The following is a 25,157-nucleotide window of genomic DNA, read 5'->3' as shown; positions in this document are numbered from 1 at the left end:
TCGAACCGTGCGCCAACTCATCGAGCTCCTCGGACTGGTCGGACCCGGGTCCTACCAGCGTGGGCTGGCGTACGCCCAGGAGCACCGCGCGACCGTGACGGAGTACGACCCGGTCGAGGGCTGGGTCGCCGGGGTCTGCCGGGGCAGCGGCGGCACCGTCTACCAGGCCAACGTCTACTTCACGATGAGTCGCAACGACGTGCTGCAGGAGTTCGACGGCGTCTGCTCGTGCCCCGTGCGGATGGACTGCAAGCACGCGGTCGCCCTCCTCCTGACGGCGCTCGAGGAGGACTCCATCGCTCGCGACGCCGGCGGGCCGACGGGCGGTCGCGCCGGGCCGCAGTGGCGCGCGGTGCTCCAGCGGGCGCTGCCGACGGCCGAGCCGGCCGAGGTCGAGCTGGCCCTCGCGATCCAGGTGACGCCGCCCGGGCAGGGGGGTCGGCTCGGGTACGGGTTCGCCACCGGCCGGGTCACGGCCCGACCGGTCCGCTCGGGCAAGCGCACCCGCTGGGTCCAGTCGGGCGTCACGTGGTCGACGATCCGGTCCGGTCACCTGCCCGGTGCAGACCGCGCCCAGCTCACCGCCCTCGAGCGGCTGCGCCGGCTCACGACGGTCGAGGACCGCTACCACGCCGACCCGAACGTCCTCGAGCTCGACCAGGTGGCGCTCGCGGAGCTGTGGCCGGCGCTGCGCGAGGTCGTGGCGAGCGGCGTGCAGCTCGTCGACGCGCGCGCGGTCGGGCAGGGGGCGCGGCAGGACGTCCCGGGCGTCGTCCTCGAGACGCGACCGGGACGGGCCGACCTCGCGGTGATGGAGGACGACGACGCCGACCTCACCCTCCACGCGGCGCTGGAGCACCCGGCGGCGGGTGAGATGAGCACGTCGGTGCTCGTGGGCGATCCGCCGCACGGCCTGGTGTGGGTGGACGAGCGCGGCACGCACCTGGCGGCGCTCGACCAGCCGGCGAGCCAGACCTGGGCCGCGCTGCACGAGGGCGGCGCCGTGCGCGTGCCGGCGCACGAGCGCGAGGAGTTCGAGCGCGAGTTCGCCCCGCGGCTCGCGGCGCACGGCTGGCGCTCGCCGGACGGGTCGTACGAGCCACCCCCGCCGCCGACGCCGACGCTGCACCTCGGGGTGCGGCTGACCGAGCGGGGCGATCCCGCGACGCCGCCCCGGGCGGTGCTCGGCTGGGGCTGGGTCTACGGGCAGGATGACGAGGCACCGGCCGAGACCTGGCTCCCCGTGGTCGCGCAGCCCCGGTTCGCGCCGGAGTCGGGGCGGGACGGTGCCGCCGAGGCCGACGTGCTGGCGCGGGTGTGCGCGGTGCTCGCCGGCTCGGACGAGGACGCCGACGACGCGGCCGGGCCGGACCGGACCGGCGCCCGGCCGAGCACCACCGTCGGGCCGAGCACCGAGCCGCAGCCGACCACCGCGGCGCAGGACGCGGCGACCGGCGGCCTGCCGGAGCTCCTGCTGGTGCCCGAGGGTCGCCGCGGCACGCCCGCGCTGCTGCCCGAGGCCACCGTCACCGGGATGGCGGTCGTCCGGCTCCTCGAGCTCCTGCCCGCGCTGACGGACGCGGGCGTCGTGATCCACCACGACGACCTGCCCAGCTACCGGTCCGGCGGCGCCCCGAGCGTCACGATCGCCGTCGCGCGCGAGAGCCGGGACTGGTTCGAGCTCGAGGTCATGATGGAGGTGGCCGGTCACCAGGTGCCGATCGGCCAGGTGATCGCCGCACTCGGGACGCGGCAGAGCACGCTGTTCCTTCCCGACGGCAGCTACGTCTCCCTCGACGTCCCGGAGCTCGAGCAGCTCCGGCAGCTCATCGCGGAGTCGCGGGCGCTGGCCGACGGGCGGCGCGCCGCGCTGCGCGTGCCGCGGATCAACTCCTCGTGGTGGGAGGAGCTGCTGGCGCTCGGCGTGGTGCAGGAGGCCGAGCACGCGTGGCTGCAGGCGGTCCGGCGTCGGGCGCTCGGCCCGGCCGCGGGCGGCGCGGACCACGCGGACGGCGAGCGCGAGCCGGAGCCCCCGCCACCCGTGCCCGCGGGCCTCGCCGCCACGCTGCGGCCCTACCAGCGCGAGGGCTACGAGTGGCTGGCGACGCTGCGCCGAGCGGGGCTGGGCGGCGTCCTCGCCGACGACATGGGCCTGGGCAAGACCGTCCAGACGCTCGCGATGATCCTCGACGAGCGCACCGACCCCGGCGCGCCGGCCGGCCGGGACGACGACGCCCGCGGGGAGGGTGCGGCCGCGTCGCCGGCCGGGCCGGCGAGACCGCGCGGGCCCTGGCTCGTCGTCGCGCCGACGTCCGTCGTGCCCAACTGGGCCGCCGAGTCGGAACGGTTCACGCCGGGGCTGCGCGTCGCCGTCGTCAGCTCGACGGGGGCCCGCCGCGAGGAGACGCTGGCCGAGCTGGCCGCGGACGTCGACGTCCTCGTGACGTCGTACGCGCTGCTGCGGCTGGAGGCCGAGGAGTACGCCGCGCTCGACCTCGCGGGGGTCGTGCTGGACGAGGCGCAGAACGTGAAGAACTACACGTCGAAGGCGTTCGCGAGCGCCCGTCGGCTGGGCGCGCCCGTCACGTTCGCGATCACCGGCACGCCGATGGAGAACGACCTCTCCGAGCTGTGGGCGATGTTCACCCTGACGGCGCCCGGCCTGCTCGGCAGCCCGCAGCAGTTCGCCGAGGTGTACCGGCGGCCGATCGAGCGGGAGTCGCCGGACGCGAGGTCGCTGCTGGCCCGGCTGCGTCGGCGGATCCGGCCGTTCCTGCTGCGCCGGACCAAGGAGCAGGTCGCGCGGGACCTCCCGCCCAAGCAGGAACAGGTGCTGCACGTCGACCTCGCGCCGGCGCACCGGCGGCTGTACGACCGTCACCTCCAGCGCGAGCGGCGCCGCATCCTCCGGCTGGCCGACGACCTCGAGGGCAACCGCGTCGAGGTCCTGGCGGCGCTCACCCGGTTGCGTCAGCTCGCCATCGACGCCTCCCTGGTCGACGACCAGGCGGACGACGTCCCCTCCTCCAAGCTCGACGTGCTGCTGCCGCTCCTGGAGGAGGCGGCGGCCGAGGGACACCGCGTGCTCGTGTTCAGCCAGTTCACCCGGTACCTGCGGATGATCGGCGCGCGCCTGGACGAGGCGGGGCTCGGCTACGCCTACCTCGACGGGGCGACTACCCGGCGGGCCGACGTCATCCGAGGCTTCGCGGAGGGCGACGACCCGGTGTTCCTCATCAGCCTCAAGGCGGGCGGGGTCGGGCTCAACCTCACGATGGCCGACTACGCGATCCTCGCCGACCCGTGGTGGAACCCGGCGGCCGAGGCGCAGGCTGTCGACCGCGCGCACCGGATCGGCCAGGAGCGACCGGTCATGGTCTACCGCCTCGTGTCGTCCGACACGATCGAGGAGCGCGTGATGGCGTTGCAGGAGGCGAAGCGGGCGCTGGTCGCCGGGGTCCTGGACGAGACCGGCGACGACGTCAGGCCCGGCGCGGGCCGGAGCACGGGTCAGGGCGCACGCCGCGGCGCGGGAAAGCTCAGCGCGGAGGACCTGCGCGGGCTGCTCGCCTGACGTCCACCCCGCCCGCCGGTCAGCCCTGTCGGCCGTCCCGCGGCCGGTCGCCCAACCAGCGACGTGCGCTCAGCGAGGGGCGGGGGCGATCGCCTCGGCGTAGGCCGCGAGGGTCAACCGCGCGGCCCCGGTCCAGCTCCGACCGAGCGCGAGCCTCCGGCCCGCCGCGCCGAGCTGCTCACGCAGCTCACGATCCGCGAGCAGCCCTCCCACGGCCTCCGCCCACGCCCGCGGCGACCGGGTGGCCAGCAGCACCCCCGTCTCACCGTCGATGACCGACTCGCGCAGCCCGCCGGCATCGCTCGCCAGGACCGGCACCCCGCTGGCGGACGCCTCCAGCGCGACCAGACCGTACGTCTCGAAGTGCGACGGCACGAGCACCAGCGTCGCCGCCCGCATCTCCTCCGCCAGCTCGACGCGGTTGCGCGGACCGAGCAGCTCGACGTCGTCGGCCACCCCCAGCCGGCGCGCCAGCTCGACGAGCGAGTCGACGAACGCCTCGTCGGCCGTCGCGCCGCCCGCCACGCGCAGGACCGGTCGCCTGCCCCCGGCCGGCCACGCCGCGAGCTCCCGCAGCTCGGCCAGCGCCTCGATCGCCAGGTCGACACCCTTCAGCGGCTCGAGCCGAGCCGCGATCAGCAGCCGCGGCCGATCCCTACCCCCGCCCTCGTCCACAGCCCCGCACTCGTCCGCGTGCCGCGGTCGGAACAGCTCCGCGTCGACCCCGGGGTGGACCACCAGGACCCGCGACGGATCCGCGCCGAGCCGCGCGACCGCGGTCGCCTGCTCGGCGTGGCTGACGGCGATGATCCCGTCGCTCCCCCGCGCGAGCATCGCCTCGCCCGCGAGCCGTCCCGGCGACTCCGGGCGCTCACCGTGCGCGAGCGACTCCCCGACGGGCGCGGCGATCGAGTGGAACGACTGCAGGTGCGGGACGCCCCAGTCCCGGGCCACCGGGAGCGCCGCGGCCCCGGAGAACCAGTGCTGGGAGTGCACGACGTCGAAGGGTCCGAGCTCCGCCAGCCGCTCGCCGAACTCCGCGACGAACGCCTCGTGCTCCCCCTTCGGCACGGCGCGCGCCGGTCCGACGGCGAGCCGATGGACGGTCACGCCGTCGATCACCTCGCGCCGCGGAGCAGCCGCGTCGGCGAGGCGCGTCACCACCTCGACGCCGACGTCCAGCTCCGCACCGAGCCGCGCCATCGCCGCGGCCGTCTGCCGCACGACGACGTTCATCCCGCCGACGTCGCCCGAGCCGGGCGCCGCGTAGGGATCGGTGTGCAGACAGACGAGCCCGATGCGGGTGCCGGGGGCGAGCTGGACGGCCATGGTGCCCCCATTGTCGGCCACTAGCCTGGCAGCGTGAGCAGCAGCGGTGCGGACGGGACAACGCGCACGGTCGCGCGCGTCCAGCAGACGGCCGCCCAGCAGACGGCCGACCGACAGACGGCCGACCCGCAGGGCACGACGCACCGCCGGAGGGCCGACCACGGCGCCGCGACCCCGGCGACCCTCGCGCTCACGGCGGCCGGCGTCCCGTTCGTCGCGCACACCTACGCGCACGACCCCCGCGCCACGAGCTTCGGCAGCGAGGCCGCGGTCAAGCTCGGCGTCGCCCCGGAGCGGCTGTTCAAGACGCTCCTCGCGGAGGTCGACGGCGAGCTCGTGGTCGCCGTCGTGCCGAGCTCGGGCAGCCTCGACCTCAAGGCGCTCGCCGCGGCGGCCGGCGGCAAGCGGGCCGCGATGGCCGACGCCGCGCTCGCGCAGCGGCGCACCGGCTACGTCGTCGGCGGGATCTCGCCGCTCGGCCAGCGGACGCGACACCGCACCTTCCTCGACCTGTCCGCCGTCCTCGCCCCGACGATCCTCGTCTCGGGCGGGCGGCGCGGGTTCAGCGTCGAGCTGGCGCCCGACGACCTCCTCACGCTCACCGGCGGCGAGTACGCCGAGATCGGAGCCCCGTGACCTCCTCCGACGACCCCACCCGCGCCATCCCGTTCGACGAGCTCCCCGGCCACCCGTCGCCCGGGCGCTCCACCGGCCGCTCGCCCGGGCGGTCCGTCGACCCCTCGCCCGGACGCTCCACCGACACCCGCACCGGCCAGCGCGCACCCCGTGGCCACCGGCGCGGCCGCACGGTCCTCGCCGTCGTGGTGAGCATCGTCGTGCTCCTCACGCTGGCGATCGGCGCGGACCGCGCGACGCTCGCCTGGGCGACCAGCAAGGCCGAGTCGCTGGTGACGCAGGAGCTCGGCGCGCGCGAGGTCGACGTCACGCTCCACGGCTTCCCGTTCCTCACCCAGGTCGCGTCCGGATCGCTCGACGACGTCGACCTGCGCGCCGCGAGCCTCACGGTCGACGGGCTCCTGCTCACCGACGTCACGGGTCGGGCGCACGGCGTGCCGACGAGCACCACGGGCACGATCACGAGCGTCGAGGCGGAGGCGGTCATCCCGACGGCCACGCTCCAGACGCTGCTCGACCGCGAGCTCGCCGAGCGCGACCTGAGCGACGTCGCCGAGGCGCTGACGGTCACGGTCGACGGCGGGCGCGTCGCGGTGGACGCGGACCTGGGCCTGGTCACGATCGGGGTCGACCTGGTGCCGTCGGCGGCGGAGCGGGCGATCGACCTCGACGTCGCGACCGTCCGCCTGGCCGGCGTCGTCATCGCCCCGAAGGACATCCCGTTCGGGCTGGGCGACCGGCTGCTGGAGATGCTCGGCGAGCTGTCCGTCCCGCTCGACGCGCTGCCGGCCGGCGTCTCGCTGGACGACCTGGAGATGATCGACGGGGGCGTTCGCGTCCGGCTGTCCGGATCGCAGGTCCAGCTCCCGCTGGGCTGACCGCTCGGCAACGCCCGCCCCCCGAACCACCGGCCATCGGCCATCGGCCCCCCTGGGCTGGGCGGCGGCAACCCCACCGCCGCCCAGCCCACCGCCCCGTCGCCTGACCGCGACGGGGCGGTGCGCCGGGGTCCCGGCCCGAACGGGCCGCGAACCCCAGAGAACCCCGCCTCGTGAGACGGGGCCGCCGGCCGAGCTTCCTCGACCGGCGTGGGGGGCCGGTCGAGGATGGGTCGTCAGGGGGGACTACGACCCGTGGCGCGCGCTCCCCCGAGCGCTGCCCCACCAGCTCGGCCGACGGGCCCGGCGGACCGGGCGGCTCAGCCGCCCGGTCCGGACCTCGTGGCCGTCACGACCTCAGTGCTGCCGCCTCGGGCGGAGCACCATGGTCGCGCCTGCCGCGAGCAGGAGCAGGGCCAGCCCGAGCAGCCCGAGCATCCCGCTGGAGCCGAGCGCCGGGATGAACGGCGTGGGCGGCGGGTTGATCGTGTGCGTGGTGGTGCAGGTGCCGGAGCACTCGCCACCGGGACCGACCGGGGCGACGACGTTCTTGAGCGTCGTCGTCTTCGTCACCGAGCCGACCGTCACCTTGTAGCTGACCGTCGCGGACTCACCCGGCGCCAGGTCCGGGATCGACCAGGTGAGCGTCGAGCCGGACACCGTCACCCCGCTCGGCAGGGTGCCGAGGGTGGCGTGGGGCAGGACGCCGGAGAGGTCGTCGACGCCCTTCGCCCCGGAGACCACGGCGTCGGAGACGTTCGTCGCCGTCAGCGTGTAGGTGATCGTGCGGCCCTTCGTCACGGTGCTGCCCGAGACGGGGTCGGACGTCTTGCTGATCGTCCACCGCGGCGTCGGGTGGTCGGTCGTGCAGCTCTCGATGCACTCGCCGCCCGTCCCCGGGGTCGCGACGTTGACCAGCGTGACACCGATCGCGTCCTTCGCCACCGTCACCGTGTAGCTGACCGCGGCCGACTCCCCGATGGGCAGGTCCGGAACGGTCCACGTGAGCGTCGAGCCGTCGAGCGTGAGACCGGCCGGGAGCGGCTGGGTCAGCTCGGCGTGGTCGAGCACGCCCGTGAGGTCGTCCAGCGCCACGGCGCCCACGACGGGTCGCTGACCCGTGTTGGTCGCCGTGAGCGTGTACGTCACGGTGGCGCCCGGCAGGACCGTGGAGCCGGAGGCCGGGTCCGAGGTCTTGGCCAGGGCCCACGCCTGCGGCGGGAGCACGGTCGTGCAGCCGTCGTCGTCCGCCTCGTAGGCGCCCGACCCGACGATCCCCACGTTGCGCAGGACGATCCCGCCGCCGCCCTCGACGTCCGGGCACTCGCCGAGCTCGTACGGGTCGCTGCCCGTGGCGACGGGTGCGACCGTGACGTCGGCGCTCACCCGGTAGGTGTAGCTCTGCCCCGGCTTCAGCGACCCGGTCGCGATCGTCCAGTCACCCGAGGCCGGTCGGTCGGCGTCCACCACGGCGGGCGCGTCGTCGGACTCGGCCGCCGCGTGCCAGGTGCCGGGGACGAGCGTGACGCCGGTCGGCAGGGTCACCGGGCTGTCCTTCAGCGTGAACACGACGTCGGGGTCGCCCGCCTCGCCCTCGCCGCCGGGCTCACCCTCGTGCGAGACCGTCACCAGGTAGGAGATCGTCCAGGACCCGTCCTCGTGCTCGACGGCCTGCTGGCCGGTCTTCTGGATGGTCGGGGCCTTCGGCTCCGAGCACGCCTCCTTCTCCACGTCGACGCCGCCCGAGGACAGCTGGACCGTGTTGAGGAAGCCGGAGCCGCCCTCGCCCTCGCCGCCGACGCACCGGTCGAGACCCGCGTCGAACACCGACGCCGGGACGGTGGCGCGCACCGTCACCTGGTAGACGTGCGGGGTGTCGCCCGGCGTGATCGTCACACCGGTCGCGAGGGTGGCGCTGCCGCCCTCGAACTCACCCGCCGCGTCGCCCGGGCCGGTCCACTCCGCCGACTCGATGTCGATGCCGTCGCCGAAGTCGAGCGTGTCGACGAGGTCGTAGGCCGCCGCGAGACCCTTGGGGTTAGTCTCCTCGTCGGTCGGGAGCGTGACCGTGACGTCGTACGTCACCGTCCAGACCCCGTCCTCGCCCTCGGTCGTGCTCGTCGCCGTCTTGGTGACGCTCGGGACGACCAGCTCGTCGATCGGGCCGCAGTCGGTGTCGTCGATCACGACGCCGCCGACCGTGATGGCCGCCTCGTTGAAGAAGCCGTGGCCCTGCGTCGGCACCTCGCCGCACTCGGCGAGGCCGGGCGCCGGGTCGCGCACGATCGTCACCGGCCAGAGCACCCGGTAGGTGTGGACCTCGCCGGCCGCGAGCGCCACGTCCGTCGCGATCGTCCCGTCACCCGCGATGGTGACGACGGGACCGTCGGGCAGGAGCTGCGCGGTTCCGGTGCCCAGCGTGACGCCGGCCGGGAAGCCCGGGACGTCGGCCAGGTCGTACACCGTGTCCTGGTCGCCGCCGGTCACCGTCACCGTGTAGGCGACGGTCCACCTCGTCGCGTCCGTCGTCGACTGGGTCGCGGAGACGAACTCCTTCTCGATCGTCGGCAGCGTCGGCGTCCCGCAGTCCTCGCCGTCGTCCGAGCCGCCGGGCCAGCTCACCGTCGCCCGGTTGAGGAACCCGCCGACGCGACCCTCCTCGGTCCGGGTGCACTCGAGCTGGCTGTCCTGCGACGTCCAGGCGGCCGGGTCGATCGTCGCCGTCACGGTGACGACGTAGGAGTCGAGGCCACCCGCGGCGAGCTGCCGGTCGGTCGCCAGCGTCGCGCTGGTCGCGCCGTCGGCGAACGCACCGCCGTCCTCGTCGCCCGGGCCCGTCCACGACGCGCCGGTGACCGTGATGCCGTCACCGAACTCGAGCGTGTCGACCAGGGAGTAGAGGGCCGTGTCGCTCTCGTGGCCGTTCGTCACGTCGACGTCGTAGACGACCGTCCAGACGCCGTCGGCGTCGAGCGAGGAGGAGACGTAGGTCTTGTCGACGTCGACCGGGACGGACCGGATCGGGTTGGTCACGACCGCGGCGACGCCGGTGTCGGCCGGCACCTGGAAGGTGACGCTGCCGTCCTCCGCCGGGGTGGTCGACACCCCGTCGAGCGTCCAGGTCGGCGTGCCCCACGAGCCGCCGGGCACCGCGCCGGGCGCGGTCTCCCAGACGGTCACGTCGACCAGCGTCGGGACGGTGATCGCGGCGGAGGTCGCCCCGGCCGCCAGCGGCACCTCGACCGGCTCGGCGCCGTCGATGCTGTACCAGAGGCTGTAGCTGCCCGGCAGGTTGCCGACGCCGTCGGGGTTGCTCACGACCTTGCCGACCGTGAACGTGCCCTTCTCCCGCTCGAGGGTGTTGGTGACGACGGCCTCGGCCGCCGTCTCCTCGGCGACCACGAACGTGTCAGCGGTCTCGCCGCCGATCGTGAACGTCGGCGTCCCGGTCCACCGCCACCCGGCAGGCGCCGTGTCGACCGAGGTCTCCGCGAGCGTCACCTCCGTGTCGATCGGGAGGGTCGGGCCGGAGACCGGCGTGCCGTCGCCCGGGATCGTGAGGATCTCGGACTGCGCGTCCCCGGCGAGGTCGGTCCACGACGCGGTGACGTCGAAGGAGAGGCCGTCGACGTCGGGCAGGACCTCGTCGCCGGCGGAGACGATGGACTTGCTCACCGTGAACGTCCCGGTGTGCTGCGTCAGCGTGTTGGTGAACGCGGCGAGCGTGACGTCGGTCGCGACGTCACCGAGCTCGAAGGTCGTGCTCGCGCCGTCCGTCGGGTCGGCCACGACACCGTTCTCGGTGAGCTGCGCCGAGGTGCTCCACGTGTAGGACGTGTGCGACGGGTCGGGCAGACCCACCTCGGTCACGGTGCACTCGCTCGAGACGGGGATGCCGTCCGGAGCGCTGAACGTCCCGCCGTCCGCGAGCGTGAAGGAGCCCGGGCCGTCCGCGGGGTAGAGGTCCCCGTTGTCGGCCGTGCACCGCCACTCGAAGTCGAACGTGCTGTCGGCGACGTAGCCGCCGTCCGGCTGGCTCACGGTCTTGGAGACCGTGAACGCACCCGCGAGCCGCACGAGCGGGTTGGTGACCCTCGAGACGGGCCGCTGGTCGACGGACTCGACGACGACCTCGTTCGCGGACCACGGGAGCCACTGGACCGACACGTCGCTGGCCACCGGGGCGATGCGCTCGCCCTCGGCGACGGTGCACGTGGCGCCCAGCGGGATGTCGCTGGCCACGACGGAACCGCCGTCGGGGATCGGCCCCCAGGTGCCGTTCCAGCTCTCGTCGCCGAGCTCGCAGGTCCAGGTCCCGGAGTAGCCGAGGCCGGCGTCGAGCGTGACGGTCTGCGAGCGCGTGTCGCGCTGGACCTGCTTGACGATGGTGAACGCGCCGAGCACACGGCTGGTGTCGTTCGTCACCGTCACGTCGGCCGTCTCGTCGACCGCCGTCGTGACCTCGCCGCTCGCGCCGCCGGTCGCGGCCGGCTCGTAGGCCGGGGTGGCCCACGCCCACGAGGAGTTGACGAGCAGGTCGTCGGACAGGGTGTCCTCGGTGACGGTGCACCGGGACTCGGCGGGGACGTCGTCGCCGTCGTCGGCCGGGTCGGCCGTCGCCAGCGTCACGGTCCCGCCGGAGGCCGGCAGCGACCACGTGCCGCCCGCCACCCGCGTGTCGGAGTCGGCCGGGTAGTAGCAGGCCCAGGCCCCGGTGACGGTGGCGTCGTCGGCGAGGGCCGCTGCGTCGCCCGCGTAGACCTTCGTGACCGACAGGTCGGTGAACACGCGGTGCGCGGCGTTGGTCACGGTGATCGTCGGCGTGACGCCGGCGGCGACCGTCACCTCCTCGCCGAGGTCCGGCGCGTCCCACGCCCACGACGTGTCGGGCAGGAACTCGTTCGTGCCCAGCTCGTCCTCGGACGTGACGGTGCACGTCGTGCCGAGCGGGAACGACGTCACGCCCGCCGGCGTGACCGGCGTGAGGGTCGCGGCGCCCGTCCCGTCGACGGACCAGGTGCCCGTGAACGTCGTGTCGGCGTCGTAGGTGCACAGGTACGCACCGGAGAAGGTGGCGTCGGAGGGCTCCGGCGTCCCCTCGCGCAGCGTCTTGGCGATGCCGAACCGGCCGAGCACCCGCTCGACGTCGTTGGTCACCACGACCTGCTGGCTCCGACCGACCGCGACCGTGACCGAGGAGGGCTCGATCGTGGTGTCGCCCCAGGCGAAGGACGCGTCCCGCAGGGCCGGTCCGTCGGGGTTGGTCGCGGCACCCTCGGTGATCTCGCACGTCCAGCCGCCGGGAACCCCGGAGATCAGGGTGACGAAGTCACCGCCGGCGGTCAGGTTCTGGCTCCCGGTGAAGGTCTCCGCGAGGTCGCCGAACCGGCAGATCGCGTTGACGGGGAACGTCGTGCCGGACGTGACGCCCGCGACCTCGCCCGTGAGCACCTTCTTGACGACGACGTCGCCCGTGTCGCGACGCAGCGTGTTGACCACCGTCATCGTCGCGATCCCGTCGCCCGTCACGGTGGCGGGCGTCAGGGTCGCGTCGTCCCAGGCGTAGGAAGGGTCGGTGGAGGGAGCGCCGAGCGTCGACTCGGTCGGCGTGCAGACGGAGCCGACGAGGACGTCGGTCGTCGTGGCGGACGTGCCGCCGCGGGTGAGGGTCTGGGCGGACCCGCCGTCGTTCACCGTCGCGTCGGTGCCGGCCCAGGTGCCGGTGACGCTCGTGGTGCCGCCGGCGCCCGTGTAGACGCAGGTCCACTCGCCGTCGAACTGCGTCGTCGGGTCGACGACGTCGACGAGGTCGCCGACCTGGAGGTCCTTGGTGAGCTGGACCGGGGCGTAGACGCGCCGGATCGGGTTCTTCACCGCGATGGTCCCGGAGGACCCGTTCTCCGTCGTCACGGTGACGTCGTCACCGATCACGGCCAGCTCCCAGGCGAACGAGCCGTTCGCCAGGCCACCCGAGAAGGCGAGCTCGCTCGCCGCGCAGCTCGCGCCGAGCGGGATGCCGGAGAAGGTGGTCGAGCCGCCGTTGGCGATGGTCTCGGGGCCGTAGGTGACGCCGTCGCAGACGAGCACCACCGGGAACATGGCCGTCGAGCCGCCGGTGAAGCCGGCCGTCTCGCCCGTGACCTGCTTGGCGACCGCGACGCTGCCGAAGCGCTTGGAGATCGCGTTGGTCGCGGTGACCGTGACGCTGGCGCCGTCGGTTGGCGTCGTGAAGCTCCACCCGCCGTCGGAGGCGCTGCCCCCGGCGCCGGCGAACGTCACGCCGTCCCAGCGGTAGGGGTCGATCGGGTCGGGCGTCGAGGTCTCCTTGACGACGCAGGTGCTGCCGTTCGGGATGTCGGCGACCGACTGGGACTGGCCGGCCTTGAAGGCGAGGCTGCCCGAGATCGGCTCACCGGTCTGCGGGGTGCAGACGTAGGAGAAGCCGAAGCTGTCGTCGGCGAACGCCGTGCCGGCCGCGCCGCCGGTCACGCTCTTGGCGACCGAGAACGATCCCGTGCCGTGGTTGAGCGTGTTCGTCACCGTCGCGGTGCCGCCGGCCGTCGTCGTGACGGGCGTGCTGCCCGGCTGCTGCACCGTCCAGGTGTAGGCCGGGTCGGTCGGGTTGGTCGGCGTCGTCTCGACCGCGGTGCAGACCGAGCCGAGCAGGACGTTGGCGGCCGGCGAGAGGGTCGCGGCGCCGCCGCCGGCGGGCGCGGTCCACGTGCCGGTCACCGGGCCGTCCTCGCCGTACACGCAGGAGTACGTGCCGGAGAAGCCACCGGTGGTGGGAGCGCCGGCGGGCTTGTTCACGACCTTCTGGATGGTGAACGGGGCCCGGACGCGGGTGATGTCGTTCGTCACGGTGACGAGCGTCGGCTGGGTGCTCTGCGGGACTGCGACCTGCTGGGCGGCGGGGGCGGGCGTCCACGCGTAGCTCGCGTCGACCAGCCCACCGCTCGGGTTGCTCTCCGTCACGGTGCACTGCGTGCCGACGGGGAGCAGGTCCGAGGTCCAGGTGTCCGAGGCGCCACCGGTCCAGGTGAGGGTCACGGGGATCGCCGGCGAGGTGCCGCAGGCGACCTGGACGGCGAACGTCGTGCCGTTCGCGACCGCCCCGGCGTAGTGCGCGATGTCCTTGGTGACGGAGATCCGGCCCTTGTCGATGAACGACGTGTTGGTGACGCCGACCGTGCGGGACTGCCCGACGGGGACGGTCACGACGCCGGACGTGAGGCCGGTGTACGTCGGAGCCTGCCAGGAGTACGCGTCCTCGAGCAGGGTGTCGGCCGGGGTCTGCTCGACCACCGTGCAGGCGACGCCGGCCGGGACCTGGACGGTCTTCGAGCCGCCGGAGGCGAGGCTGACCGTGCGGGTGACCTCGCTCGCGCCCTGGCCGCAGGTGACGACGACCGAGAACGGCTCACCCGTGCCGATGTAGCCGCCGCCCTGGACCGTCTTCGTGAGCGTCAGGTTCTGGTAGACCCGCTTGACGTAGTTCGTGATCGTGCCGGTCCGGGAGCCGTTGACCGGGATCGGGTCGAGGGTGACCGCGCCCGAGCTGCCGTCCCAGGCGTAGGAGCCGTCGGCGAAGTCGCCGCCCGCCGTCGACAGCGCGCCCTCCGTCACGACGCAGACCGAGGTGGCCGGGACGCCGGTGACGGTGATCGGCGTGCCGATCGAGAACGTGCCGCTGCCGGACTTGGTCTCGACGCCGCCGATCGTGCAGACGTAGCTGTAGGGGAACTGGCGGGTGTTGCCGCCGGTGTAGCCGGCCGCCGGGACGTCGGCCCGCGGCGAGACGACCTTGTTCACCGTGAAGGAGCCCAGGTTCTGCGACGTCGGGTTGGTGACGTTGACCGAGGCCGTGCCGCCCGCCGGAATCACGACGACGGCCGGGTTGGGGTTGAAGGCGGCCGTCGCCCAGACCCACGAGGAGTTGACGAGCCCGCCGGTCGGCGGCGTCTCGGTGACCGTGCAGGTGGCGCCGGCCGGGAGGTTCGTGACGACCACCGCGGAGCCGGCGGTGCCGTTGGCGCCGGCCGGGAACAGGGTGCGCGTGCCGCTGACCGTCCGGCCGTCGGCGACGCAGCTGTACTGGACGTCGAAGCCCTTCGTCGTGCCGCCGGTGTACCCGCCGCCCGTGACCGTCTTGGTCAGGCTGAGCGAGCCGGTCTGGTACTTGTTCTTGACGGTGCAGGTGGCGCTCTGGCCGTGGCTGAGCGTCACGCTCGTGACGCCGCCCGTCGTGCTGACGGTGCCGGCGGTGCAGATCCAGTCACCGTCCTGGACGTAGCCGCCGGTGTTGGCGGGGTTGTTCGGCGTCTCGCTGAGCACGTAGGTGCCGGCGATGACGCTCTGGCTCGTCACGGCGGCCGAGTTGCCCGGGCCGGAGATGGACTGGCTGGAGATGGTGCCCTGACCCTGCGCCCGCAGCGTCCAGTCGGCCGGGACGGCCTGCGGGGTGGGCTGGCCGGTCGCGGTCACGTTCTTCACCAGGGTCAGCGTCGCCCGGGGCGTGTACGTGTTCGTGTAGGTGCAGGTGATCGGGGCCGCGGCGGCGCTGCTCGCCGTCGATCCCCTCGGGATCGTGACCGTCTGGCCGCTGACCGTGCCGATCGCGGCGCCCGTGCCGTCGACGCAGCTCAGGCTCGTGAACGACCACGGAGCGCTCTGCGCGCCCTCGGAGATGGTGATCTGCTCGCCGGAGTTGTAGGCGCGGGTGAACGTGCCGTTGCTCGTCAGGCTCGCGGTGCCGGGGGCCGACCAGGGCGAACCGGCGAGGGTCGAGGTGCTGGTGAAGGCGAAGCTCTGGTTGGGCGCGGTGCCGTAGGGCGAGGCGACGACCTTCTTGACCGTGACCTGGCGGACCTGCTCGAGGGACGCGTAGAGGCACCCGTAGGTCCGGGTGCCCTCGACGGTGCGGAACTGGTTGATCGGGTTGACCGTGGTCGGGTTGGCCTGACACCCGGTGCTGCCCGAGTTGGGCGCCGTGAACCCGCGGACGACCAGGGTGTAGGTGAGACCGCCGCTGGTCACGGTCTGGTTGCTCACCTGGTTGAGGAAGTCCGTGAGGTCGTCGGAGCAGTTCGCGCCGGAGCAGTTGTTGGGCGTCTCGTTCATCCGCCACCGGTAGGACATGTCGGCACCCATGAACCGGATGTCGAGGTCGCCCTGGAACCAGTCGTTCGTGACGGTCACCGGGTTGTTGCTGTGGACCATCCGGCCGAGGTTGAAGATCTGGCCGGTCTCGACCTGCGTGAGGCTCGCCGGCTCGAAGCCGATGGCGCTCTGGTCGCTCAGGTGGAGGCGGGTCTCGGAGGCGGAGGGGTTGTTGTCGTAGCCGTGCGCCGTCCACGCGGTCGTGCCGTTGGACACCCACGCGGTGTTGCCGTCGGCGTAGTAGGGCGAGGTCCCGCCGAAGCCGCCGTTGCTCCCGTTCCCGGCGAAGCCGCCGGTGTTGCTGATGAAGCCGGTGGTCGTGCTGGTCGGAGCCGAGCCGAAGCGGTACCGGTCACCGTTCGCGGCGTTCGACGACCCGGTCGCCCCCGTCCACCCGTAGTGGGTGTCCATCCGCGCCTGCGGGGCCGAGACCGTGATGGTCGCGGCCTCGGCGGGCGCGGGCGCACCCAGCAGGCTCAGGGCCGTCACGACGGGCGCGGCGCCGAGGATGAGTGCCGCCGTCGTCAGTATCGAGACCCATCGATGGGGACGCGCTCCGATGCGCGAACGCAGGGATGGGGCCGATGTGGCGTGTCTCATGATTCTCCCTCAGCAACGACGTGATGCCGCGCCAAGGCCGTCGACAGGCCGGTCAGAGTCCCCCGTCGCCGTCCTCCCCCAAGGACGCTGCGCTCAGCATCCGAGGGCCCTCAGAGCCCAGTCAACGAGAACCCCGTAAAACCACCCCTGAGACCTGCGTGTGACCTGGGGTGGGTGAAAGGGTGGGTGAATCACCCGAATCTGAGCACACACCTTCATCTTTCCCAAATCGGCTCGCAACTTTTTTTCACGGCGCCTCTTTGCCATTTTTGGAGGGGATCTCATCGCCGAACGACGACGTTTCGATCGGGAGTTCCGGGGCTACTGGCGTCGCCCGAGAGGCATCGCGGGAGCCCGTCGCGGGGCAGGGATGCTTCGAGGCGCGCTCGGGCGGTCTGCGGGCTGATACCACGACGACGAGACCCCCGCATCTCGACGCGGGGGTCTCGGTGGTCTGGTGGTCGTCCGGGGCGGTCGGCGGCGGTCCGGCGCCGGGTGCGACCGGGGCAGCCCCTGCGCCGGTCAGTCGCCGGTCAGTCGTAGGTGATGAGCGACGTGATGAGGTCGACGTCGCGCCACTCCAGCCGCTCGCGCGGGGCGAGGAACGCGAGCTCCATGAGCACGGTCACGGCGACGAGCGAGCCGCCGAGCCGGTGGACGAGGTCAGCCGTCGCGGCGACCGTGCCGCCCGTGGCCAGGACGTCGTCGACGATGAGCACCCGGTCGCCAGCGCGGATCGCGTCGGTGTGGACGGCGAGGGTCTGCGTTCCGTACTCGAGGTCGTACGTGCTCTCGACGGTGTCCCGGGGCAGCTTGCCCGACTTGCGGACCGGGACGAACGAGGCGCCCAGCGCCAGCGCGACGGGGGCGCCGAAGATGAATCCGCGCGCCTCCATCCCGCAGACGACGTCGATCCCCTCCGGGGCCGAGGCCACCATCGCGTCGACGACCGCCTGGAACGCGTCCGGACGCGCGAGGACGGGCGTGATGTCCTTGAACGTCACCCCCGGCTTGGGGAAGTCGGGGACGTCCTGGATGAGCGCGGCGATTCCGTCGATGGTCACGACCCGAGTCTGCCGCACTCCCGACGGCGCGACCGGACCGAACGTCACGCGTCGGGCGTTGCCCGGTGGGCCGCGCTCGCGTCCGGCGTCGCCCCGTCGGACACGTCTTCACCGGGCGCTCCCCCACCGGGACCGGACCGCGCGGCGAGCATCGCGTTGTAGGCGGCGAGGTCGGCGTCCCCGTCGCGGTCGGCCTTGCGGTCGAGCCGGCGGGCCGTGCGGTCGTCGTCGCGGATCCACGCCGTCCCGAGCGCGATCGCGAGCAGCAGCGACGGGACCTCCCCGAACCCCCAGGTGAACCCGCCACCGAGCTTCTGGTCCGCCAGCGCGTCGACGCCCCACGGCAGACCGAGCGCGCCGTACCAGGGTGCCGCGAGCAGCTGCGTCCCCTCCATGAGCGCGAGCCCGAAGAACGCGTGGAACGCCATCGTCGCGAAGAGCAGGAGGAGCCGGAGCGGGTACCCGGGGCGCCTCGGCCCGGGGTCGATCCCGATGAGCACGTTGACGAACATGTACCCGGCCAGCGTGAAGTGCACGATCATCCACAGGTGCACCCAGTGGTTGGTGAGGGCGAGCAGCAGGAGCGGGGTGTAGTAGAAGAGGATCATGCTGCCGACGATGTTGACGGCGGCCACGACCGGGTTGGCGAAGAAGCCGGCCCAGCGCGAGTGGACGAGCCCGAGCAGGAGCTCGCGCGGGCCGCGGGAGCCGTCGTCGCGTGCGGGAAGCGCCCGGACGGCCAGCGTCACCGGAGCCCCGAGCACCAGGAAGATCGGCGCGAGCATGACGAGCACCATGTGCTGGACCATGTGCGCGCTGAACAGCAGGTGCCCGTACAGCGCCGGCCCGCCGCTGCTCACCCACGCGATGAGGAGGAGGCCGACGGCGAGGCTGACGACGCGCAGCACCGGCCAGTGGTCCCCGCGCGCCCGCAGCCGGCGGTACCAGGTGAGGACGACGACGAGCGCGCTCACCACCCCGATCAGCACGAGCAGGTCGGGGCGCCAGGTGGTGAACCAGTCGAGGCCGCTCGGTCCGTGGTCGGGCACGGGGTAGCCGGTGATCCACTCAGCGGGCGGGACGTCGACGAGGGGAGTGTCCGGGACGGGCGGCGCCGTCGAGGACAGCGCGACGGCGAGGCCCATCACCCCACCGGCCAGGAGGACCTCGCCGACCACGAGCCGCCAGAACGCTGCCGTCCGTCCCTGCGTGAGGCGCGGGATGGTCCGTCGCCGGTGCCACCAGCCGGCGACCCCGAGCGCGAGCGTCGCGGCGGCCTTCGCCAGCACGAGACGGCCATACGGGGTCGCGAGCCCGTCGAGGCCGCCCAGCCGGATGGCGGCGTTCGCGACGCCCGAGACCGCGACCAGCGCGTACGCCCAGATCGCCAGGCTCGAGTAGCGCGCGGCCGCCGGACGCAGGTCCCGCCCGAGGGCCCCGGCGACCGCGACGAGGATTGCGAGCCCGCCGATCCACAGCGTCACCCCGGCGAGGTGGAGCCACAGGCTGCTCACGGCCACCTCGTGGTTCGCCGCGCCCGACGCGTGCCCGGTCGAGGCGACCGGGGCGAGCGCCACCATCGCGAGGACCACCGCGAACGTGGCGCTCAGCGTCCCGCCGACCGCCACCGCGAGGAGCGCGACGAGCGCCGTCAGCACGAGTCCCGTCAGGAGGAGCCGGCCCAGCTCGATCTGGCCGAGGAAGACGGAGATCTCCTCGCCGAAGGTCGGCCCGCCGATCGGCCGGCCGGACACCCGCGCGTAGGTGAGGACGAGCTGCACCGCGAGCGCGAGCGTCCACACCACCCCGGCCGCCGCGGCGATCCGCTGGCTCAGCCGCCACGCGGCACCGACGGGACGGACCCGGGCCGGGCGCCCTGACGGCGGGGCGTCCGGCGGCGGGGGTGGCAGGATCACCGCGCACAGGACGAGGGCGCCGACGGTCGTGGCGGCGGCGAGCTCGACGACGAGGTCGACGACGGGCAGACCCCAGCGCACGAGGGGGCCGGGGTCCGCGAGCAGCGTCGGGGTCGCGGCCCCCGTCAGCGCGATCGCGACGACGAGCGCGACGACGCCCACGACGGCCGACGCCGCGAGGATCCGCCACCGGCCGACCGGGGTCGCGATCCACCGCGGCGGGCCGTCGGCGCGGACGGCCCCGGGACGGGTGTCGACGGCCGTTCGAGTCACCTCATCACCCTAGTTCCGGCGCGCGCCCGCGGCCGGCGTGCCGGCGGGCCTACTGACGGTCCGCGGGGTTCGTTCCCGTGCGCCGCCCCGTCTCCAGCCCGGCGATCGCCGCCATGTCCTCGCCGGTGAGCGCGAAGCCCTCGAGGTCGATGTTCTGGGCCAGGCGCTCGCGGTGCGTCGACTTGGGGACGGCCGCGCCGCCGAGCTGCAGGTGCCAGCGCAGCACGACCTGCGGCACGCTCACGCCGTGCTCGGCCGCGATCCGCAGGAGCACCGGGTCGTCCATGAGGCGGCCGCGACCGAGCGGGCTCCACGCCTGGGTGAGGATGCCGTGGGCGTCGTGGAACTCGCGCAGCCCGTGCTGCGGCAGCCACGGGTGCGACTCGACCTGGTTGAGCGCCGGCACGACGCCGGTCTCGTCGATGAGCCGGGTCAGCTCGGTCTCGCCGAAGCTGCAGACGCCGATGGTGCGGACGCGGCCCTCCTCGCGCAGGCGGATCAGCGCGCGCCACACGTTGACGTACTCGTTGCGCGACGCGCGGGGCCAGTGGATGAGGTAGACGTCCGGCGAGAAGCCGAGGTCGCGCTCGGTGGCGTCGAACTCGCGCAGCGTCTCGTCGTAGGACATGACGGGGTCGCCCCACGCCTTGCTCGTCACGCGCAGCTCCCCACGCAGCCCCGACTCGCGCACGGCATCGCCGACCTCGCGCTCGTTTCCGTAGAAGGCCGCGCCGTCGATGAGGCGGTAGCCGACGTCGAGGGCGTCGAGCACCACCCGCTCCGTGTCGGACGGCTCCACCTTGTACAGGCCGAGCCCGATGAGCTGGAGGGCGGTGCCGTCGTTGAGGAGCGCGGAGCCGGGGGTGTCGGGCAGCATGCCGACCAGTCTCCCAGGGGAGGCGCTGCTCGGCGGCCCGGACGGCCGAGCCTCGCAAGCACCGTCCGTCCAAGACGCGTCGTACGCGTCGCGTCTCTCGCGAGCGGGCAGGGCCGTGACCAGCGGAGACGCGTGGAGGAGACGCGTCGTACACGAACGTCACCCACCGCGGCCCCGGCTCCCCGACGAGCGCGGTCGCACCCGCCGCGCACGCGCCCGGACGCCAGGGAGGCGTCCAGCGCGGGCCCGATTCGTCCACGTCGCTTCCTCGACGACCCCCACGGGTCGCCAACCTGCGACGATGCCGCAGGCGCCACCATCACGATCCGACGCACGCGATGCATCTCTCGTCGCGGGTGCCCTCAGCCCTGGCACGGCCCGGTTCGCCTCGTCCCGCCTCGTCCCGGCTCGGCCCCCGTGACCGCTGCGACCACCGCCCGGACCGAGCCCACCGGTCCGACCCCGGAAAGAGCTGGACCTCCCGCCGCGCGACCCTGGGAGAATGGTCGGCGATGTCCGACGAGCGCCCACCCGAGCCACGCCGCGCCCGCGGCCGTCGCGGCTCCGGTCGGCCCGGTCGGGGCCCCCGGCGCGGCGACCAGCACAAGCCCCGCGGGCCCAAGCAGCTCACCCCCGAGCAGGTCGAGGCCCGGCAGGCCACCCGCGACGCGCTCCGGATCAGCTACCCCGACCTGCCCGTCAGCGACCGCCGCGACGACATCGCCGCCGCCCTCGCCTCGCACCAGGTCGTCGTCGTGGCCGGCGAGACCGGGTCGGGCAAGACCACCCAGCTCCCGAAGATCGCGCTCGAGCTCGGCCGGGGCGTCGCGGGGACGATCGGTCACACCCAGCCGCGCCGGATCGCCGCCCGCGCGGTCGCGGACCGGATCGCCGAGGAGCTGGGCGTCGAGCTGGGCCAGGCCGTCGGCTACCAGGTCCGGTTCACCGACCGGGTCAGCGCGACCAGCCTCGTCAAGGTCATGACGGACGGCATCCTGCTCGCCGAGATCCAGCGCGACCCCGAGCTGCGCCAGTACGACACGATCATCGTCGACGAGGCCCACGAGCGGTCGCTCAACATCGACTTCATCCTCGGCTACCTCCGCCGGCTCCTGCCACGCCGCCCCGACCTCAAGGTCGTCATCACCTCGGCGACCATCGACACCGAGCGGTTCGCCGGCCACTTCCGCCTCGGCCCCGACGGCCTCGCCGTCCCGGACGGCAGCGACTCGGGCGAGCCCGCGCCGATCATCGAGGTCTCCGGGCGCACCTACCCGGTCGAGATCCGCTACCGCCCGCTCGTCGCCGACCAGCTGACGGACGCGGAGGCCGACGACGACGGCGCCGGCCCCGCTCCGGCTTCCCCCGCGCCCGCCGGCCGGGCGAAGCCGGCCCCCGCCGCGGCGCCGGAGGAGGACGTCGACCAGCCGACCGCGATCTGCCTCGCCGTCGACGAGCTCGTGCGCGAGGGCCCGGGCGACATCCTCGTGTTCTGCTCCGGTGAGCGGGAGATCCGCGACGCGGCGGACGCCCTGCGCGAGCACCTCGGCCCACGGTTCACCCACCCGGGCGAGACCAGCACGACCCCCGGCGCCGTCGAGGTGCTCCCGCTGTACGCCCGGCTGTCGGCGGCGGAGCAGCACCGCGTCTTCGAGTCGCACCGGTACCGGCGGGTCGTGCTCTCGACGAACGTCGCCGAGGCCTCGCTCACCGTCCCGGGCATCCACTACGTCGTCGACACGGGCTACGCGCGCGTCTCGCGCTACTCCCACCGCACGAAGGTCCAGCGGCTGCCGATCGAGCCGGTGAGCCAGGCGAGCGCGAACCAGCGCTCCGGCCGCTCGGGCCGCGTCGCCGACGGCATCGCGATCCGGCTCTACTCCGAGAACGACTTCGAGCGCCGTCCCGAGTTCACCGAGCCGGAGATCCTGCGCACCTCGCTCGCGAGCGTCATCCTGCAGATGGCCGCGCTCGGGCTGGGACGGATGGAGGACTTCCCGTTCGTCGAGCCGCCCGAGCTGCGGGCCATCCGCGACGGTGTCACCCTGCTCACCGAGCTCGGCGCGATCGACGACGACGCGGACGGGTCGGACGCGCGAGGCGGCGAGGTCAGGCTGACCCGGACCGGACGCGTCCTGGCCCAGCTCCCGATCGACCCGCGGCTGGGCCGCATGCTCATCGAGGCCGACCGGCTCGGCGTCGTCGACGAGGTCATGGTCATCGTCTCGGCGCTGTCGGCGCAGGACGTCCGCGAGCGCCCGCTCGACGCGCAGCAGCAGGCCGACGAGGCGCACCGCCGGTTCGTCGTGCCCGGCTCCGACCTGCTCGCGCTCGTCGTGCTGTGGGACTACCTGCAGGACCAGCAGTCGGTCATGGGCTCGAGCGCGTTCCGGCGGACGTGCCGGCGGGAGTACCTCCACTTCCTCCGCGTCCGGGAGTGGCAGGACGTCCACGCCCAGCTCCGACAGCTCGCCGCGGCCGCCGGCATCCGGGGCCGGGGGGCGCGTCACCTCGACGGGACGGCGGAGGCGGGCGTCGTGCGCCGGCGGCGGATGGACGCCGACGGCATCCACCAGGCGGTGCTGTCCGGCCTCCTGTCCCACGTCGGGAGCTGGGACGAGCGGCGCCGCGAGTACGCCGGCGCACGCGGGGCGCGGTTCGTCCCGTGGCCGGGGTCGAGCATCGCGCGCAAGCCGCCGGCCTTCGTCATGGCGGCGGAGCTGGTGGAGACCTCGCGCCTCTTCGGACGGCAGAACGCGCGCATCGAGCCCGAGTGGGCGGAGAAGCTCGCGCCGCACCTGGTGAAGCGCACGTTCTCCGAGCCGTACTGGTCGAGCAAGCAGGGCGCCGCGATGTGCCACGAGAAGGTGACGCTGTTCGGCGTCCCGATCGTCGCCGACCGGATCGTGCCCTACGCGCGCGTCGAGCCCGAGCTGGCGCGCGAGATGTTCATCCGGCACGCGCTGGTCGAGGAGGCGTGGACGACGCACCACCGGTTCGCCGCGCGCAACCGCGAGCTGCGGGCCGACGCGGCCGAGCTGGCCGAGCGCACGCGTCGCCTCGACCTGCTGGCCGACGAGGAGACGCTCGTCGACTTCTTCGACGAGCGTCTGCCGGAGCACGTCACGACCGCGCGCGCGTTCGACGCCTGGTGGAAGGACGCCCGGCGCGCGACGCCGGACCTGCTCACCTACGACCTCGACCTGCTCGTGCCCGGCCACGCCGAGGTCGACCAGTCGGGGCTGCCGGCCCTGTGGCGCCAGTCGCTCGTCGGCGGCGGGGAGGTCGAGCTGCCGCTGACCTACCAGTTCACGCCGGGCCAGGACGCGGACGGCGTCACCGTGCACGTGCCCCTCGCCGTCCTGCCGCGGCTGCGGCCCGACGGGTTCGACTGGCTGGTCCCCGAGCTGCTGCCCGAGCTGGCGACGGCCACGATCCGGGCGCTGCCCAAGCAGGTCAGGGTCCAGCTCGTCCCGGCCCCGGACACGGCCCGCGCCGCCCTCGCCCACCTGCCGGCCTGGTCGGAGGTCGCGCCGGCCCCGGAGGGCGCCCCGTCGTTCGTCGACGCGTTCGCGGCGGCGCTGCGCGAGGTCCGCGGGGTCGTGGTCGACCGGGCGGCGTTCGACGACGTCCCCGACCGGCTGCCGTCGCACCTGCGGATGACGTTCCGGGTGCTCGGCGAGCGCGGGGCGGTCCTCGGGGAGTCGGCGGACCTGGCCTACCTCCAGCGCCGGCTCGCCGCGCAGTCCCAGGCGGCGGTGCAGTCGGCCGTGCGCCGGGCGCTGCGCGACGCGCGCACCGACGCGGGCCCGACGGACGCGAGGGCGGCCTCCGCGGAGTCCGCCCCGGGACGCCCGGGTCCGCCGCGGGCCGGCGGCCTCACCACCAACGAGGCCGTGGAGCTCGACCGGGTGGCGACCTGGGCCGACCTCACCGGGCGCAGCATCCCGCGCGAGGTGTCGACCGTGACCGGCGGGCTCGAGGTCACGGGGTATCCGGCGCTGGTTGTCGAGCGGCGCGGCGACGGGCCGGGAGGCGAGCCGACGGTCGCGCTGCGGGTCCTGGCCGACGCCGAGCAGGCCGACGCCTCGCACGCGGCCGGCGTGCGGGAGCTGCTCCTCGCGGAGCTGGCGCTGACCGAGGGGCGCGTGACCTCGCGCTGGACCGGCCGCGAGGCGCTGACGCTCGCCGCCAGCCCGTACCGCAGCACCGCCGACCTCGTCCGCGACGTCCAGGCCGCGGCGATCGCCCAGCTCACGGCCGGCGTCGATCTCGCGGCGGTCCGCGGCGACGTCGCCTACCGGACCGTCCGCTCCGACGTGCGCGACCACCTGGAGGACGCGGTCTACGGAGTGGTCGCCCGCGTCGTCGAGGCCCTGGTCGCGTTCCGCGAGCTGGAGGCGCTGGTCAAGCGCACGACGTCGATGGCCCTGCTCCGGACGCTCCAGGAGGTGCGCGAGCACGCCGCGTCGCTGGTCTACCCGGGGTTCGTGGCGCGAACCCCGCCGGAGCGGCTGCGCGACCTCGTGCGGTACCTGCGAGCGGACGCCTCCCGCGTCGAGAAGGCCGCGGCGAACCCGAGCCGGGACGCGACGCTCGCCTGGGAGGTCGAGCAGCTCGCCGGCGAGATCGACGCGGTCGACGCGCCGTCGCTCTCCCCCGTCCGGCGCGCGCGGGTCGCCCAGGCGCGGTGGCAGCTCGAGGAGCTGCGGGTGTCGCTGTTCGCGCAGCAGCTCGGCACGCGCGAGACGGTCTCGGCCAAACGGATCCGCAAGGCCCTCGCCGAGGTCTGACCGGTCCGACTCGCGGTGCGAGACTGTGGTGCCGCATCACGTCGAGGGAAGGGGGCAC

Annotated in this window: 9 protein-coding genes; 4 read left to right on the top strand and 5 right to left on the bottom strand. The window is 74.0% G+C overall.

From position 1 onward, the window contains the following. Positions 1–7 precede the first annotated feature (7 nt). A complete protein-coding gene (locus EDD28_RS17900; protein ID WP_245967950.1) occupies positions 8–3,574 on the top strand; it encodes a DEAD/DEAH box helicase in 3,567 nt (1,188 codons plus the stop codon). A 69-nt stretch (positions 3,575–3,643) separates the two neighbouring features. Here EDD28_RS17900 and EDD28_RS06985 read toward each other — a convergent pair whose 3' ends face one another. After that, positions 3,644–4,903 (bottom strand): glycosyltransferase, encoded by a 1,260-nt coding sequence (locus tag EDD28_RS06985; RefSeq protein ID WP_123738950.1) that lies wholly within the window; start codon positions 4,901–4,903, stop codon positions 3,644–3,646. A 33-nt stretch (positions 4,904–4,936) separates the two neighbouring features. Between EDD28_RS06985 and ybaK the strand changes: the two genes are divergently transcribed. Together ybaK and EDD28_RS06975 are read left to right on the top strand one after the other, a co-directional pair. Continuing rightward, entirely contained in the window at positions 4,937–5,539 is a 603-nt protein-coding gene (gene ybaK, locus EDD28_RS06980) for a Cys-tRNA(Pro) deacylase (RefSeq protein WP_123738949.1), read from the top strand. Further along, positions 5,536–6,417: an LmeA family phospholipid-binding protein gene (locus tag EDD28_RS06975; protein WP_123738948.1), complete on the top strand. Its 882-nt coding sequence runs from the start codon at positions 5,536–5,538 to the stop codon at positions 6,415–6,417. Before ybaK ends, EDD28_RS06975 begins: the two co-directional genes overlap by 4 nt. Before the next feature lie 357 nt (positions 6,418–6,774). Here the strand turns inward: EDD28_RS06975 and EDD28_RS06970 are convergent, their stop codons facing one another. The 4 genes from EDD28_RS06970 to EDD28_RS06955 form a co-directional block, all read right to left on the bottom strand. Beyond that, on the bottom strand, positions 6,775–16,176 hold the full coding sequence (locus tag EDD28_RS06970; RefSeq protein WP_170169377.1) for a DUF5979 domain-containing protein: 9,402 nt from the start codon (positions 16,174–16,176) through the stop codon (positions 6,775–6,777). 533 nt (positions 16,177–16,709) lie between these two features. Next, positions 16,710–17,240, bottom strand: coding sequence for an adenine phosphoribosyltransferase (locus EDD28_RS06965; protein WP_211339131.1), 531 nt, complete (start codon positions 17,238–17,240; stop codon positions 16,710–16,712). Between the two features lie 44 nt (positions 17,241–17,284). Continuing rightward, positions 17,285–19,429, bottom strand: coding sequence for a bifunctional copper resistance protein CopD/cytochrome c oxidase assembly protein (locus EDD28_RS06960; protein ID WP_123738946.1), 2,145 nt, complete (start codon positions 19,427–19,429; stop codon positions 17,285–17,287). Positions 19,430–19,478: 49 nt separating this feature from the next. Continuing rightward, positions 19,479–20,306 carry an aldo/keto reductase gene (locus EDD28_RS06955; protein ID WP_123738945.1) on the bottom strand — a complete coding sequence of 276 codons (828 nt, stop codon included), beginning with the start codon at positions 20,304–20,306 and terminating at the stop codon, positions 19,479–19,481. A gap of 512 nt (positions 20,307–20,818) precedes the next feature. On the opposite strand from EDD28_RS06955, the gene hrpA reads away from it, so the two are divergent. Continuing rightward, positions 20,819–25,099 (top strand): ATP-dependent RNA helicase HrpA, encoded by a 4,281-nt coding sequence (hrpA, locus tag EDD28_RS06950; RefSeq protein WP_123738944.1) that lies wholly within the window; start codon positions 20,819–20,821, stop codon positions 25,097–25,099. Positions 25,100–25,157: the final 58 nt, after the last annotated feature.

The sequence above is a fragment of the Salana multivorans genome, assembly GCF_003751805.1.
In the GTDB taxonomy this organism is placed as follows: Bacteria; Actinomycetota; Actinomycetes; order Actinomycetales; family Beutenbergiaceae; genus Salana; species Salana multivorans.
The sequence above is the reverse complement of the archived record's forward strand: the minus strand, read 5'-3'. Positions and strand labels throughout refer to the sequence as shown.